This is a genomic window from Chitinophaga terrae (ex Kim and Jung 2007) (assembly GCF_900107795.1).
Lineage (GTDB): Bacteria > Bacteroidota > Bacteroidia > Chitinophagales > Chitinophagaceae > Chitinophaga > Chitinophaga terrae.
Genome location: NZ_FNRL01000011.1, coordinates 142,182 through 158,187, shown reverse-complemented (window position 1 = coordinate 158,187; position 16,006 = coordinate 142,182). Strand labels below are relative to the sequence as shown.

The following is a 16,006-nucleotide window of genomic DNA, read 5'->3' as shown; positions in this document are numbered from 1 at the left end:
ATGCATCACGAATGAAAAGGATATACCAGATACTACTCACATGTTCATTATTCGCCGTCTTCATAGCCTGCGAAAATGAAACAAAAGTCTGCGATCAGACATTAAGGAATGATCTGCATGTTCACTTCCAGCGCGACAGCGCCGGGGTGGTCAGAGATACAGTCATGCCCAAAGTAACCTTGTTTGCCCTGGGCCGTGATTCTATCTATAAAAAACAACCACTGAAAGACCTGTTCATGCCATTGTCGCCATTGGCCGATAGCTCACGGTTCTACCTGAAAGTGGATTCCGCATTGGTAGCAGATACTATTACGTTCCGTTACAAAAGGGTTCAACACTTTGTTTCACCCGGCTGTGGTTTCGGTACCTACTTCACCCTGGATACCGTGATCGCTACCCGGAACACTATTGATTCTGTTCTGATTAATAACAAGTCCGTAACCTCCAGTAATGATACGCATCTTACTTTGTTTTTCTTTAATCAGTAGTCTCCTGCTCTGCGGCGTGGCCAATGCTCAGAATAAAAGCGCACCGGCTAAACCGGTAAAGGATACTACGCATAAAGCAGTAGCGGATACAGCCCGTAAAAAAACAGCTGCCGACACTGCACGTATCGCGTTACCTAAAGACAGCTCCTGGTATATCCCCGGGGGGGTGCGTATAGGACTGGATCTGAGCCGCATTGTTACTGCTATCTATTACCCGTACAGGAAGGAAGTGACCGTGGTGGCCGATGCAAGGATCAATGCCAACTGGTATGCAGCCTTCGAAGCAGGGTATGGCAGCACTCCATACAGCGATAGCAACTATACCTATAAAGGTTCAGGATTCTATACCACGCTGGGAGCCGATTATAATTTCCTGAAACGCCAGTACCCCACAGAGAAGAATATCTTTTATGTGGGCATGCGCTATGGCTTTTCTCATTTCAACTATTCGGTGCCTGAATACAATAACAGGAATAATTACTGGGGAGATAATATCAAGGGAAGCATCCCTAAAACCAACGCCAATGCTCACTGGATCGAGCTGGTTGTGGGACTGAAAGCGGAAGTGCTGAAGAATTTTTTCCTTGGCTGGAATATCAGGGAACGTATCATGATCAACAGCGTTAAATCACCGGATTTTACACCGATCACGGTGCCGGGATTTGGCAGTGGGTCTAAACGTTCGGTGTTTGATGTTCAATACACAGTATCTTACGTTATCCCATTCTACAGGCTCAAAGAACATGCTCCACTGGTAGAATTGAAGAAAAAGAAAATACCAAAGAAATAAGAGGGAAGGGATCAATGATCCCTTTTCATTTTTATATGAGGAATATCGTCTTCCAGGTAGATATCACTGATCTGCCTGAAGCCCAGCGAGGTATAAAACCTGTCTAAATGCGCCTGTGCGCTTATCACGATATCCACATCGCCGAAATATTCCTGTACGGCATCAATAGAACGCTGCATCAATTCGCGCCCTATCCCTTTTCCGCGGCCTTTACCAGGGCTGGTCACCACCCGGCCTATACTGGCCTCGTCATATTGCACACCCGGAGGAAATATCCGTGTATACGCCAGCAAATTCCCGTCATCATCCGTTCCTGTGAGATGCAATGCCCGCTGGTCTGCCCCGTCAGGGTCCTGGTATGCACAATTCTGCTCCACTACAAATACTTCACTGCGCAGGTACAAGATATCATACAGTTCATGCACCGTGAGCTCGTCAAATGCTTTAATCTTCCAATTCATAATATAAATGTATGAACCTTTGAAATTTCCTGCTAAATTTATCTCCGACAGTGAAATTTCTTAGCCCAATAGTTTAAATAATGGAACAACAGCAACCGTTTCTTTCTTTGTCGAACATTACTGTTAGATACTTAGACAAGACGCTTTTTCAATCAATCGACTGGCAGATCAGCAAAGGTACCCACTGGGCAATCGTTGGCCCCAGCGGCTCAGGAAAAACAGCGCTATTAAACACGATACTCGGAAAGTTTAATATTATTAACGGCAGTATACATTACCACTTTTACGATGAATACAAAGCCACCCATACCATCACCGATCCCTGGTTCAATTACCGCAACCTGATCGCATTCGTAGGTCATCATCATACTTTTAAAAATCTTTCCAATACCACTACCGACTTCTATTACCAGCAACGCTTCAACAGCATGGATGCCGATAATTCGCCCACTGTTAAAGAATACCTGGAGATAGAAGAAGTACCCGCCTGGATGAAGGCCCTGCGCCTGGAAAACCTGCTGGAAAAACGGCTGATCAAATTATCGAATGGCGAAACCCGCCGGGTAATGATAGCCCGTTCTTTGTTCCAGCAACCGCAACTGCTCATGCTCGACAATCCTTTTATCGGGCTGGATGTGCAGGCAAGAAAAGAATTTACAGAGATGATCAATAACATTATTGCCGGTGGAACTACGGTAATAATGTCTACCACCCCCACAGAAGTTCCACAGAATATCACTAATGTATTAACGCTGGAAGAAGGAAAAATAACCGGCAAATACACAAGGGAAGAATTTATCAAATTGCCTGTTCCTGTTGCTGCCCCAACATTGCCTGGCATAGAAAGCGAAACTATCGCCTCCCTGACGGCCAATGTTGACATGCCGGTTTTTGATACGATCGTGAAGATGGAAGATATCCACGTCAAGTATGGAGAGAATACCATCCTGAAAGGCATTAACTGGGTAGTAAAGCCAAACGACAAATGGGCGCTGCTCGGACCTAACGGCGCAGGAAAATCAACTCTGCTAAGCCTCATCAACGGCGATAACCCGCAGGCCTACGCCAATAAACTCTGGCTGTTCGACAGGAAACGGGGGTCCGGCGAAAGCATCTGGGATATTAAAAAGAAAATCGGGTTCGTATCTCCCGAACTGCACCAGTACTTCACCTCCCGCGATAACTGCCTGCAGGTAGTATGCTCCGGTTATTCAGATATTATCGGCACTCCTAAACCTGTAAAACCGGAACAGGAAGAAAAAGCCCGTAAATGGATGGAAGTACTGGGTATAAACCAGCACGAAAAAACGCCTTTCAAACAGGTGCCTGAAAGTGCGCAAAGGCTTACATTACTGGCCAGGGCGCTGGTAAAGAACCCGCCGCTCCTCATCTTCGATGAGCCTTGCCAGGGGCTCGACGATCAGCAGAAGCAACATTTCAAACATGTAATAGAACAATTGTCAGAACACCTCAACATCGCCCTGATTTTTGTTACCCACTACGAAGACGAACTTCCTTCCTGCGTCGATAAGTTTATAAGACTGAACAAAGGAGAAATGGTGAAATAACCTGAACTATGGTTGATTTAATTGGTTATTAAATCAACCATAGTTTTATATACGAATTCCGGTTATTTCAAAATTCTTATTTACATTCGTATATATATCGTTAATCACCCTAATATTTTTCCAGATGTTACCAATTAAGCGGTCTACTGTTCCGGTAGTAATCTCTTTTTTGGCCGCCCTTGTACTGATCTGTGGCTGCCGTTCCAGTCGGAAAGAAATGAATCCCCAATTTGCCAGGTATATCGAAGCATATACGGCAGGAGTCATCTCCAAGCAAAGTGCTATCCGTGTTCAGTTAAATGGCCAGGTTAATGTAACCCATACCACGAACGAACCTATAGAAAAGGAGATCTTCGATTTTTCCCCATCCGTGAAAGGAAAAGCTTACTGGGTTGATGCTACAACCATTGAATTCAGACCCGATGAAAACCTGCAGCCAGGGAAAACCTATGACGTAACATTTAAACTGGGCAAGGTTATCGAAGTACCTGCAGACCTGAAAACCTTCAACTTCGGGTTTAAAGTGATCAAACCTTCCTATTCTGTAGAAAGTAATGGACTGAAAGCCAGTTCCAGTACAACCCTGGACAAGATGTCCTATTCCGGCTCTGTTTATACCGCCGACGTGGAAAATCCGCAGGCCATTGAAAAATTACTCACCGTGCAATATGGCGGTCAGGCTTTACCTGTAAGCTGGACGCACAACGCCGCTGATCATACTTCTAAATTTGTAATCAATAATATTTCCCGCGCCAGCACGGCCCGCAACATGGAGCTGAACTGGAACGGCGCCCCGATAAAAGCTGAGTACTCAGATAAAAACACCGTGGAAGTTCCGGCGGTAGGTGATTTCAAAGTACTGGATGTAAAAGTGGTAGCAGAACCTGAACAACACCTGCTGGTGCAGTTCTCTGACCCGGTAAGCCCTGCACAAAGCCTGGAAGGTTTGATAGGTATCAGCGGGTTCAGCGACCTGCGTTACACGATAGACGGAAGTGAAGTAAGCGTATACGCCCCCCAAAAAATGGAAGGCAATTACAATGTAGTGGTGAACGAAGGGGTGATCAACATTACAGACAAACGGCTGGGCAAATCTTACAGTTCCAATATCAATGTAGCCAATAGCTCCCCGTCTGTCAGCATTCCCGGTAAAGGCGTTATCCTTCCGCAAAGCGACAAACTGGTGATGCCTTTTGATGCCGTTAACCTGAAAGCGGTTGATGTTACCATCATCAAAATATATGAAAACAATGTTCCTCAATATCTGCAACGGAATGATCTCAACGGCTCCGAAGAACTTCGCCGTGTAGCCAAGCCCGTTGTACAGCAAACTATCCGGCTGGATAACGATAAGTCGCTGAACCTGCATAAACAGAACCGCTTCTTTATAGACCTGGATAAAATGCTGCGTACAGAACCCGGCGCCATCTACCGCATCACGATCGGCTTCCGTAAAGCATATGCTATTACAGCCTGCACAGCTGCCGATAGTACCGGCAACGGGCAGGCTGATCAATCTTCAGAAGAAGATTATGACTATTATGGTTATGGAGAGAAGATTGATGAAGATGATGATTTCTGGGAAACCTACAACAGCTATTATCCATATGGTTACAACTGGGAAGCCCGCAACGACGCCTGCTCCCCGTCTTACTACAACAAAGACAGATGGGCATCCCGCAATATCATTGCTTCCAACATTGGCCTGATCGCCAAACGCGGAAATGACAACAGCATGCTGGTTGCCGTAACCGACATCCGCGACACCAAACCAATGATCGGTGTAGAACTGGAACTGCTCGACTACCAGCAACAAGTGATCTTCAAAACAAAAAGCGATGGGGAAGGCATGGCCAAGTTCGATCTCAAACGCAAACCTTACCTGCTGATCGCGAAAAAAGATAATGAAAGAGGATACCTGAAACTGGACGATGGAAGCTCGCTTCCACTGAGCAGGTTTGATGTACAGGGAGAAGAGATCCAGAACGGGATCAAAGGATTTTTGTATGGAGAAAGAGGAGTATGGAGGCCGGGAGATTCTCTCTATCTCACATTCATACTGGAAGATAAAGATGCAAAGCTGCCGCCTGATCACCCGGTAACCCTGGAGATCTATAACCCTAAAGGACAGTTGTATAAACGCCTGAACCAAACCCAGGGCCTGAATGGCTTCTATAACTTCAATACAGCAACCAACCCTGAAGATCCTACCGGTTCCTGGGTGGCTAAAGTGAAAGTTGGCGGCGCCACTTTCACGAAGAACCTGCGTATTGAAACGGTTAAACCTAACCGTCTTAAGATCAAAATGGACTTCGGAAGCTATACCAGCCTGCAGAAAGGAAGTACGCCAGGAACGCTTTCAGCTATGTGGCTGTTTGGCGCTACTGCGCAAAACCTCAAAGCCAAAGTGGATGTTTCCCTGGTTGAACAGAAAACAACATTTAAAAACTTCCCTGACTTTACCTTCGATGATCCTGTAACGAAGTTTGAAGCAGAGAACAAAACCATATTCGAAGGCCCGCTGAACGAAAACGGCAATGCGCCCGTCAACGCAAATATCCAGTTGGGTAAAATAGCGCCGGGACAGTTGAAAGCAAACTTTGAAGTAAAAGTATTTGAACCGGGAGGCGATTTCAGCATCGATCATTTCTCCATGCCTTACAATCCTTTCACGTCTTATGTGGGCGTGCAATTGCCGGCCGGAGACCGCAATACAGGCATGATCTTTACAGACAAGGACCATACCGTAAACATCGTGGATGTAGATGGCAACGGTAATCTTACCAGCGGTGATAAACAGGTGCGTGTAGAACTCTATAAAATTAAATGGAGATGGTGGTGGGAAGAAGGAGAAGATGACGACTACAGCAACTTCACCCAGGGTACATACAACCAGTTGTTAAGCACAGAAGAGATCACCGTGCACAATGGTAAAGCCAAATGGAACCTCCGTGTGAACAGTCCTGACTGGGGCAGGTACCTGGTAAGGGTTAAAGACCTGGAAAGCGGCCATACATCCGGTAAAGCGGTGTATATCGACTGGCCGGGATGGGCGCAGCGCCTGCAGCAGGATAACCCTGCGGAAGCAGCCATGTTGTCTTTCACCTCAGATAAGAAACAGTATAAAGTAGGCGAGGATATCGTGCTTACCATTCCTAGTAATGCAGGCGGCAGGGGCCTTGTAAGCATAGAATCAGGAAGTAAGGTGATTAAATCTTACTGGATCAATACAGAAAAAGGACAGACAGTGTATCGTCTCAAAGCAGAGAAGAACATGTCGCCTAATATTTATGTCAATATCAGCCTACTGCAGCCGCACGCGCAAACGATGAACGATCTTCCTATCAGGATGTATGGTACCATCCCTGTTAAAGTGGAAGATCCGACCACTATCCTGAAACCGGTTATCAGCATGCCTGAAAAACTAAGGCCTGAAACGGAAGGAAGCATCACGGTAAGCGAATCCAATGGCAAACCAATGACCTATACCATTGCGTTGGTTGATGAAGGGTTGCTGGACCTTACACGGTTCAAAACTCCTGACCCGCACAGTTCTTTCTATGCAAGGGAAGCCCTGGGCGTAAAAACCTGGGACCTGTTCGACTATGTACTGGGAGCATGGAGCGTGAATATGGATCGCATCCTCACCATCGGGGGCGACGAAGGATTAAACAGGAACGCCGGTGCAGCAAAGGCCAACAGGTTCAAGCCTGTGGTGAAATACATGGGACCATTCTACCTGCGATCAGGACAGAAACAAACGCATAAATTCAAACTGCCTCCGTACATCGGTTCACTCAAAGCCATGGTAGTAGCAGGGCAGGACGGCGCTTACGGGTCTGCTGAAAAAACTGTTGCTATTAAGAAACCGTTGATGTTATTAACATCCGCGCCAAGAGTATTAGGTCCTTCAGAAACCATCCAGTTGCCGGTTACCGTATTCGGCCTGGAACCAAATGTACGCAGCGCTACGGTTACACTCAATACCAGCCCGTTGCTGGAAGTAGTAGGCGAGCGTTCTAAAACAGTTACCTTCCCTCAACCGGGCGAACAGATCGTATACTTCGACGTGAAAGTTAAATCGCAGACCGGTATTGCCAGGATTAAAGCAACAGCTGCCAGCGGGGCGGAAAAGGCAGAAGAAGAAGTGGAGCTGGATGTGCGTAATCCGAACCCGGTTATCACCAATATCATTGAAAGCACCCTGGAAGCAGGCCAGAACTGGCAAACGCCGTTCACAGGCGTAGGTATGGCCGGCAGCAATAAAGGTACGCTGGAAGTATCTACCATCCCGGCGCTTAACCTGGGCAAGCGCCTCAGGTTCCTGATAGAATATCCGCACGGCTGCATAGAACAAACTACTTCAGGCGTATTCCCTCAACTGGTGCTGAACCAACTGATGGACCTGAAAGAAAGTGAACTGGCAAATATTGACAGGAACATAAAAGCAGGAATTGTCAGATTGAAAAACTTCCAGACTTCCGACGGAGGGTTCAGCTACTGGCCGGGCGGCGGACAATCAGATGAATGGGGCACCAACTATGCAGGCAACTTCCTCATAGAAGCGCAGGCCCGCGGCTATACGCTCACCCCTGGCATCCTCGATCAGTGGAAGAAATACCAGCGCAATAAAGCCAGCACCTGGGCGCCGAATACCCAGAACTTCTACGGCGGCGATCTCACACAGGCCTACAGGTTATACCTCCTCGCGCTTGCAAAAGTACCGGAACTGGGAGCGATGAACAGGCTGAAAGAATTCAGGTATATTTCCGCTCCTGCAAAATGGAGACTGGCGGCGGCATACAAACTGGCCGGACAGCCTGAAGTAGCGAATTCGCTGATCCAGGGACTGAACACTGATGTAAAACCATACAACCAATTGGGCGGCACCTTTGGGTCCGACCTGCGCGATAAAGCCATGATCCTGGAAACGCTGACGATATTAGGTCAGCGTACAAAGGCAAACGAACTGCTGAAGCAAGTAGCAGCGCAGCTTTCGCAGGCCGATCAATGGTACAGTACTCAGACTACCGCTTACTCGCTCATTGCAATAGCCAAGTTCTGCGGCGCTAATAAAGGCGGCAGCAAGATGAACTTCACGTATAACCTTAACGGTACTTCCGGCACTGTAAACGGCGCATCCTATGTTGTTCAGCTGCCTGTGAACTTTAATACCGGCGCCAGCGGTAACCTGAGTATCAAAAACAACGGCAGCAATGTGTTGTATACGAGGTTGATATTGCAGGGGCAACCTGAATCAGGCCAGGAGCCTGTTGCGGCAAATAATCCCGACGTTCTGGGCATGCAGGTAACCTACCATACCCGCGACGGCAAAGCCTTAGACCCGGCTACCCTCAAACAGGGCGCCGACTTTATGGCAACGATCACCATCACCAACCCGGGTAAACGCGGTTATTATGAACAAATGGCGCTCTCGCAGATCTTCCCTTCAGGCTGGGAGATCATCAATACCCGCCTGATGGAAAATGACAGTGCATTCCAGGCGTCGCCATTCACCTACCAGGATATACGCGACGACAGGGTTTATACTTACTTCAATATCGAAGAAAACAAGAAACGTACATACAATGTACTGCTGAATGCAGCCTATTTAGGCAGGTTCTATTTACCTGCTACCTCCTGCGAAGCAATGTATGATAACAGCATACACGCTTACCAGGCAGGTAAATGGGTTGAAGTAGTAAGATAAAGATATGTTGATAAACCAGTTCCGGGAAGGCTTCCCGGAACTGGCAACAAAGAGCAAACACCCGGCAATGATGCAGTTGGAGTCTATAAAACAATGGTGTAAAAAAAGAAAATGGTTACTTGCTATTTTAGCCATCCTTCTTGTTGCCTATTATTTCTGTTTACCCAAAAAGCTATTCAATACTCCTACCTCCTACGTGCTGGAAGACGCCAACGGCGACCTGCTGAACGCCGGCATAGCCAGTGATGGCCAATGGAGATTTCCCTTTAATGAACATGTGCCTGAAAAATTTGAGAAGTGCATAATTGCCTACGAGGATAAACGTTTCAGGTATCACTGGGGCCTTGACCCTATTGCTATTGTAAGAGCGCTTAAACAGAATATCCAGGGTAAAAAAGTGATGAGCGGCGGCAGTACTATTACCATGCAGGTGATACGTTTATCGCGCAATCAACCCCGGAATATCTGGCAAAAGATCATAGAAGGCGTATTGGCAACCAGGCTGGAATTTGCTGCATCCAAGAAAAAGATACTGGCGCTATATGCCTCCAATGCCCCGTTCGGCGGGAATGTAATCGGCCTGGAAGCAGCGGCATGGCGTTATTACGGCCGCAAGGCCGACCTGCTTTCCTGGGGCGAAATGGCAGCGCTGGCCGTTCTTCCCAACAACCCTGCTATGGTTCACCCGGGTAGGAACAGGCAAACGTTGCTGGCTAAACGAAACCGGCTGCTCGATAAACTTTGCAGCCAGAAAACCATAGACTCGCTCACCTGCCAGTTGTCGAAGCTGGAACCCTTACCCGACCAGCCTTTGGCGCTTCCCCAGGATGCGCCTCACCTGATGGACCTGTTCCACAAACAGATCAGGAAAGGCGAGCCTACCAGGTTGCGCAGCACCGTTATTGCCAGCCTGCAACGCAGCGCCTCCGCTATTGTCGAAAGATTTCACAGCAGCTATAAAGCCAACGGCATCAACAACGCCGCCGTACTGGTGCTGGATGTTGAAACCGGGAACACCCTGGCCTATGTGGGAAATATTTATCACCCCGCCGATTCGGAACTGGAAAGCCATGTAGATATCATCCAGTCGCGGCGCAGCCCCGGCAGTACTTTAAAGCCTGTTCTGTACGCCGCCATGCTGAACGACGGTCTTATACTGCCGCATACCCTGATCCCCGATATTCCTACGCAGATCGCGGGTTACGCCCCCCAGAACTTCGACCTGGGTTTCGACGGCGCCGTGCCGGCATCAAGAGCGCTGGCCAGGTCGTTGAATATACCGGCAGTAAGGATGCTGCAGCAATACAGGTACGAACGCTTTTATACCCTGCTTAAGAAATTAGGCATCACTACCCTGGATAAACCAGCGGATCATTATGGTTTGTCGCTGATCCTCGGAGGCGCGGAAACAACGCTATGGGAAATGTGCGGCATGTACGCCAGCATGGCCCGGACCCTGGTTCATATACAACAATACAACGGCAAGTACGACCTCGATGATATTCATCCGCCTAACTACCGCCATGATGCCGAACAGCCCGACGAGCATGAACTCAGTAATGCAGGAGTACTGGATGCGGGTTCCCTCTGGTATGCCTTCGAAGCAATGACAGAAGGAATGCGGCCGGGAGAAGAATTGCTCTGGCAACAGTTTTCCTCTTCGCAGCGCATTGCCTGGAAAACCGGTACCAGTTTTGGGTTCCGCGATGGATGGGCCATTGGCGTAACGCCGCAATATGTAGTTGGCGTTTGGGTAGGAAATGCAGACGGAGAAGGAAGGCCGGGACTTATAGGCGTTTCCACCGCCGCCCCGATCCTGTTCGATGTTTTCAGGCAACTGAAAACAGGCAGCTGGTTTGTGCCGCCATATGCACAGCTCAGGAAAGTGGAAGTCTGCGCCCAAAGCGGCTACAGGGCCAGCGAACTATGCGACGATGTGGATACCCTGATGGTGCCCGCAGCAGGGATCAGGGCAGGCGTTTGTCCTTTTCACCAGTTAGTGCATCTCGACAGAACGGGCCATTACAGGGTAACAGAAGCCTGCGAATCGCCGCAGTTCATGCAACATAAATCCTGGTTCATACTGCCACCCTCGCAGGAATTCTATTATCGAAACAAAAACACTTACCTGCCATTACCGCCTTATAAGCCCGAATGCCTGCCCTATGTGGGTTTGGACAAAGCCCCGATGGAACTGATCTATCCGCGGCCCAACGCGAGGATCTATATTCCTATAGAAATAGACGGGCAACCAGGCCAAACCATCTTTACGGCTACGCACAGGAACACCAGCATGAAAATCTTCTGGCACCTCGATAACAAGTTTATGGGCGCTACTACCGAGTTTCATCAAATGGCTTTCCATCCGTTACCAGGCCGGCATATTATTACGCTGGTAGATGAGAACGGGGAAAGAATAGAGCAGAGTTTTGAAATTCTGAATAAAGAAAAGGATTGATCAGTAATTGTATTTTTCCTTCCACAGGTTTTTCAGGTAACGCCGCAGTTCTTCTTCCCTCGGGTTTTTACCGGGGTCGTAGAACTTTGTGCCTTTGATGGCATCCGGTAAAAACTCCTGTACCACGAAGTTATTCTCATAATCGTGCGCATAGGCGTAACCTTTACTATAGCCCATTTCTTTCATGAGCTTAGTTGGCGCGTTCCGGATATGCATAGGCACAGGCAGATCGCCTGTTTTTGCCACTACCGACTGGGCGTTGTTGATGGCCATATAAGCGGCATTGCTTTTCGGAGAAGCAGCCAGGTAGGTGACGCATTGAGAAAGAATGATCCTGGATTCAGGATATCCTATCATATTCACTGCCTGGAAACAGCTGGTAGCAAGCAACTGGGCATTAGGGTTGGCATTTCCTATATCTTCAGACGCCAGGATCACCAAACGACGGGCTATGAATTTAACATCTTCTCCTCCGTCTATCATCCTTGCCAGCCAATATACGGCGGCATTCGGGTCGCTCCCCCTGATAGATTTGATAAAGGCGGAGATGATATCGTAATGTTGTTCCCCGCTTTTATCGTAGATGGCTACTCTTTGCTGGGCAATGTCCATTACTTTCTGATCTGTGATCACTATAGGGCTTTCCTGTATGGTATTTACAACCAGCTCGAACAGGTTCAGCAACTTGCGGGCGTCGCCGCCGGAGATATTGAAAAGCGCGGAGGTTTCTTTAAGCTCTATGTCTTTTGTTTGCAGCCACGAGTCCCTTTCCATGGCCTGTTTCAGCAGCTGCATCAGTTGTTCGTTGCCCAGGGGGCGTAAAACATATACCTGGCAACGGGATAGTACCGCCGCGTTTACCTCGAAAGAAGGATTCTCGGTAGTAGCGCCTATCAGGGTGATGATCCCTTTTTCAACAGCTCCGAGCAGCGCATCCTGCTGTGACTTATTAAAACGGTGGATCTCATCTATGAATAAAACAGCGTGTTGCTGTTTCTTGGCCATTTCAATAACTTCCCTTACTTCCTTTACCCCGGCCGAAATAGCGCTTAAAGTATAAAAAGGCACCTGCAGGGTATGTGCAATGATATTGGCTATAGTAGTTTTACCAACGCCCGGCGGTCCCCATAATATCATTGAAGGAATAACGCCCTGTTCGATGGCTTTGCGAAGAATGCTGTCAGGCCCCGTGAGGTGTTCCTGGCCTACCAGTTCTCCTAATGTTTCCGGTCTTAATCTTTCCGCTAATGGTTTCATAAACTATCCTTTGCTTTCGTTGCCCGGGTTAACGAGCGGAATTTTAGAATTATCTTTTGGGGGATGATTGACAAGATTGATCTTGAATTCCATGATCTCTTTGATGGAGCGGGCCCTGTAAATGGCCAGTTCCGCTTTCTCCCCTGTAAAGAGGGAATGGACGGTATCTTCAAAGATGGCCAGCCACCTGTTGAAGTGTTGCTCTTCCAACGGGATCAGTTTATTTAACCTGAAGTGAGGTTGCATGACATTGCCGGAGAAACTGCCATCCAGGAGGAGGCTGTCCCAGAAATCATACATTTTGGGAAGATGGAGGTCCCAGTCGACCTTTGCTATGTCATTGAAGATATGACCAAGCAATTCATCTGCCTGTACACGTGAATAGAAACTATCTACCAATTGTTGGATATCCGCTCTGCTCTCAATTTCTTTCAACGGCATAATATAAAGATTTATTCAGGCTACTCCTGTTCCTTATGGAACTCCTGCTCCTGCCGGCGTACTACCTTTTTGAGCAGCCTGAGTGATAGAATTACGTTTAAAGCATACAAAATACCTATAAAAAGGGTATAACCTGCCAATTGTTTCAGGTAACCAGGCGTCAGTACATTAGAGGTTCGCTGTTGTTCCGGCAACTGGTCAAAAGCCTGTTTCAGCAGGTCGTTTGGCATTAAAAGAATGAAGAAGCCTATAAAAATACAGAAGAAGGCAAAGATCAGTTCTATCCCTCCCATGATCCGGATACCTCCGGGAGTGCTTTCTTTCAATGGAACGTCCGGAATAACCCATGTTCGTTGCAGGGACATGGATAGTATGCTATGTATAAAACAGGCGCCAAATGCTAATACCGACACGATGATCTCCAGGCTCATTCCTGCTGCCGAAAGCGCAAATAAGGAAAGAACTGCAGACATACCAGAAAGGGTTAATGCTAATGCATTGCTGATCCTGAAAACTTTGAACTCAAAATTCATTTAATACCTTGTTTTACAACTACAAACCTACCTAATTATTCATTAATTCCCTTGAAATCGTTGCCGGATTACCGTTTATAAAAAACCTTTTAGACAAGTTGAACCGATTTCCATAACTTTAAAAACTAAACCTGTTTGTAATATGAATAAATCCAATGCGGTAAAGCTACCGTTAATGGCCGCCATGGTTGCCATGGTTGCCTGCAACTCCGGCAATTCCACACACCAGGAATCGGCCGACAGCACCACAGCCAAAGTGCCTGCTTTTAACATGTCGGATATTGATACTGCCTACAAAGCCTGCGACGATTTTGACAACTATGCTAATGGAAACTGGAAGAAAAATAACCCTATTCCTTCCACGGAGAGCCGCTGGGGCGCATTCAATGTACTCGACAAAGAAAACAAAGAAGTACGTCTGAAAAGCATTATTGCAGACCTGAGCAGCAAAACCGACCTCAAGAAAGGAACTGAAGAACAACAGATCGCTGATTATTACGCCTCTTTCCTGGATACTGCCACAGTAGATAAACTGGGTATCTCTCCCTTACAGCCATACCTTGATAAAATTGACGCTGTAAAATCACTGGCCGATTGGGCCAGCGTAACCGGCGAACTGCAAAAGATCGGGGTTTCCTCTTTCACCGGCTTCGGTGCGGAAGCAGACGCCAAGAACAGTAAAGTGAATGTACTGTACCAGGGACAAAGCGGTTTGAGCCTCGGCGAAAAAAGCTACTACGAAAGACAGGACTCTGCTACCAGGAATGTGCGCAGCGAGTTTGTTGGCCACGTAGACAAGATGTTCAGCCTGGCCGGCTTCAAAGAAGCAAATCCGGGTAAAACCATCCTCGATTTCGAAACCAAACTGGCGAACGTTCAACTGACAAACGTTGAACTGCGCGACCCTCAGAAAACATATAACAGGGCTGCATTCAGCGAACTGAAGAAATTAGCGCCCGATTTCGACTGGGACAACTTCGCCGGAAAACAGGATATCAAAACAGATACAATTATCATCCAGAATAAACCGTATCTCACCAAAGCAAATGCTATCCTGAAAGCTACACCGATAGAAACGCTTAAAACATATTCCAAATGGCAGTTGCTGACTCATTTTGCCAGCTACCTGCCTGCTGCACTGGATAACGAGAATTTCCGCTTCTACGGAACTATCATGACAGGCAGAAAAGCTCAGAAAACACGCCCTGAACGCGCAATCCGTTCTACCGATGCACAACTGGGCATGCCTTTGGGTAAATTATTCGCTAAGAAATACTTCCCGGAAAGCAGCAAAAAGAAAGTTTCCGAGATGATCGAAAACGTGCGCAAAGTGTATGGAGAAAGGATCGACAAACTCACCTGGATGAGCGATTCTACCAAACAAATGGCGCATAAGAAACTGGCTTCATTCACTTATAAGATCGGTTATCCTGATAAATGGAAAGACTATTCTTCCATTAACATCGATAAAGGTAAGCTGATCGAAAACGTGATCGCCGCCAGCCTTTACGAGCATAAAGACAATATCGATAAGATTGGCAAGCCGGTGGATAAGTCGAAATGGGAAATGACGCCGCAGACCGTAAACGCATACTACAACCCGTTGAACAACGAAGTAGTATTCCCTGCCGGTATACTGCAGCCGCCATTCTACAACCCGGATGCTGACGATGCTATCAACTACGGCGGTATCATTGCAGTGATCGGGCATGAGTTCACTCACGGCTTCGACGACCAGGGTTCTCAGTTCGATGCAGATGGCAACCTGAAAAACTGGTGGACCAATGCAGACCGTGCCAACTTCGATAAGCTTACCCAGAAATATATCAAGTATTTCAGTGGCCTGGAAGCGTTGCCTGGCTTTAAGATCAATGGTGCGCTGACCATCGGCGAAAACGTAGCTGACCTGGGTGGCCTGACCCTGGCCTATCATGCCCTGGAAAAATCGTTCGAAGGCAAAGGCGAGCCTAAGCCGATCGATGGATTAACCTGGCAACAACGCTTCTTCCTCGGATGGGCGCAGGTATGGCATGGCAACATTACAGATGCAGCCCTGCGTCAGCAGATCCAGACAGATCCGCACTCGCCGGCCCGCTTCCGTATCAATGGCCCGCTGCCTCACCTGGCTGAATTTGAAAAAGCCTGGGGTTGCACTCCCGGCAGTAAAATGGTATTGCCGGAAGCAGAAAGGGTAGTGATCTGGTAAGATTATTTTCCTCATTATATTGAATTGTCCTGAAGTTCTTCTTACCTTCAGGACAATTTTATTTTAACCAATCCTGTGAAGCATCGTATAGCTA

Annotated in this window: 10 protein-coding genes; 6 read left to right on the top strand and 4 right to left on the bottom strand. The window is 47.6% G+C overall.

Going from position 1 to position 16,006, the window contains the following annotated elements; translation table 11 throughout:
• Positions 1-11: 11 nt before the first annotated feature.
• Both BLV62_RS13880 and BLV62_RS13875 read left to right on the top strand, forming a co-directional pair.
• Positions 12-488 carry a DUF6452 family protein gene (locus BLV62_RS13880; RefSeq protein ID WP_089762558.1) on the top strand — a complete coding sequence of 159 codons (477 nt, stop codon included), beginning with the start codon at positions 12-14 and terminating at the stop codon, positions 486-488.
• A complete protein-coding gene (locus BLV62_RS13875) occupies positions 451-1,278 on the top strand; it encodes a DUF6048 family protein (protein ID WP_139170162.1) in 828 nt (275 codons plus the stop codon). Before BLV62_RS13880 ends, BLV62_RS13875 begins: the two co-directional genes overlap by 38 nt.
• 11 nt (positions 1,279-1,289) lie before the next feature.
• On the opposite strand, the gene BLV62_RS13870 is transcribed toward BLV62_RS13875, so the two are convergent.
• Entirely contained in the window at positions 1,290-1,739 is a 450-nt protein-coding gene (locus BLV62_RS13870; protein WP_089762556.1) for a GNAT family N-acetyltransferase, read from the bottom strand.
• Positions 1,740-1,819: 80 nt separating this feature from the next.
• On the opposite strand from BLV62_RS13870, the gene BLV62_RS13865 reads away from it, so the two are divergent.
• The 3 genes from BLV62_RS13865 (at position 1,820) to pbpC (ending at position 11,475) form a co-directional block, all read left to right on the top strand.
• Positions 1,820-3,307, top strand: a complete 1,488-nt coding sequence (locus tag BLV62_RS13865) for an ATP-binding cassette domain-containing protein (protein ID WP_089762555.1) — start codon at positions 1,820-1,822, stop codon at positions 3,305-3,307.
• Positions 3,308-3,524: 217 nt separating this feature from the next.
• Complete coding sequence (locus BLV62_RS13860) at positions 3,525-9,017, top strand: alpha-2-macroglobulin family protein (protein WP_225889583.1); 5,493 nt, start codon at positions 3,525-3,527, stop codon at positions 9,015-9,017.
• A 4-nt stretch (positions 9,018-9,021) separates the two neighbouring features.
• Entirely contained in the window at positions 9,022-11,475 is a 2,454-nt protein-coding gene (gene pbpC, locus BLV62_RS13855) for a penicillin-binding protein 1C (RefSeq protein ID WP_225889582.1), read from the top strand.
• On the opposite strand, the gene BLV62_RS13850 is transcribed toward pbpC, so the two are convergent.
• The 3 genes from BLV62_RS13850 to BLV62_RS13840 are packed head-to-tail and all read right to left on the bottom strand — an operon-like array spanning position 11,476 to position 13,706.
• The gene (locus BLV62_RS13850; protein ID WP_089762553.1) at positions 11,476-12,732 is read right to left on the bottom strand and encodes a replication-associated recombination protein A; all 1,257 of its coding nucleotides are present in this window, start codon (positions 12,730-12,732) and stop codon (positions 11,476-11,478) included. It abuts the gene before it with no gap.
• 3 nt (positions 12,733-12,735) lie between these two features.
• Positions 12,736-13,173, bottom strand: coding sequence for a group III truncated hemoglobin (locus BLV62_RS13845; protein ID WP_211117755.1), 438 nt, complete (start codon positions 13,171-13,173; stop codon positions 12,736-12,738).
• A 20-nt stretch (positions 13,174-13,193) separates the two neighbouring features.
• A complete protein-coding gene (locus BLV62_RS13840; RefSeq protein ID WP_139170160.1) occupies positions 13,194-13,706 on the bottom strand; it encodes a hypothetical protein in 513 nt (170 codons plus the stop codon).
• A 142-nt stretch (positions 13,707-13,848) separates the two neighbouring features.
• On the opposite strand from BLV62_RS13840, the gene BLV62_RS13835 reads away from it, so the two are divergent.
• Positions 13,849-15,912, top strand: a complete 2,064-nt coding sequence (locus tag BLV62_RS13835; RefSeq protein ID WP_089762551.1) for a M13 family metallopeptidase — start codon at positions 13,849-13,851, stop codon at positions 15,910-15,912.
• Positions 15,913-16,006 lie beyond the last annotated feature (94 nt).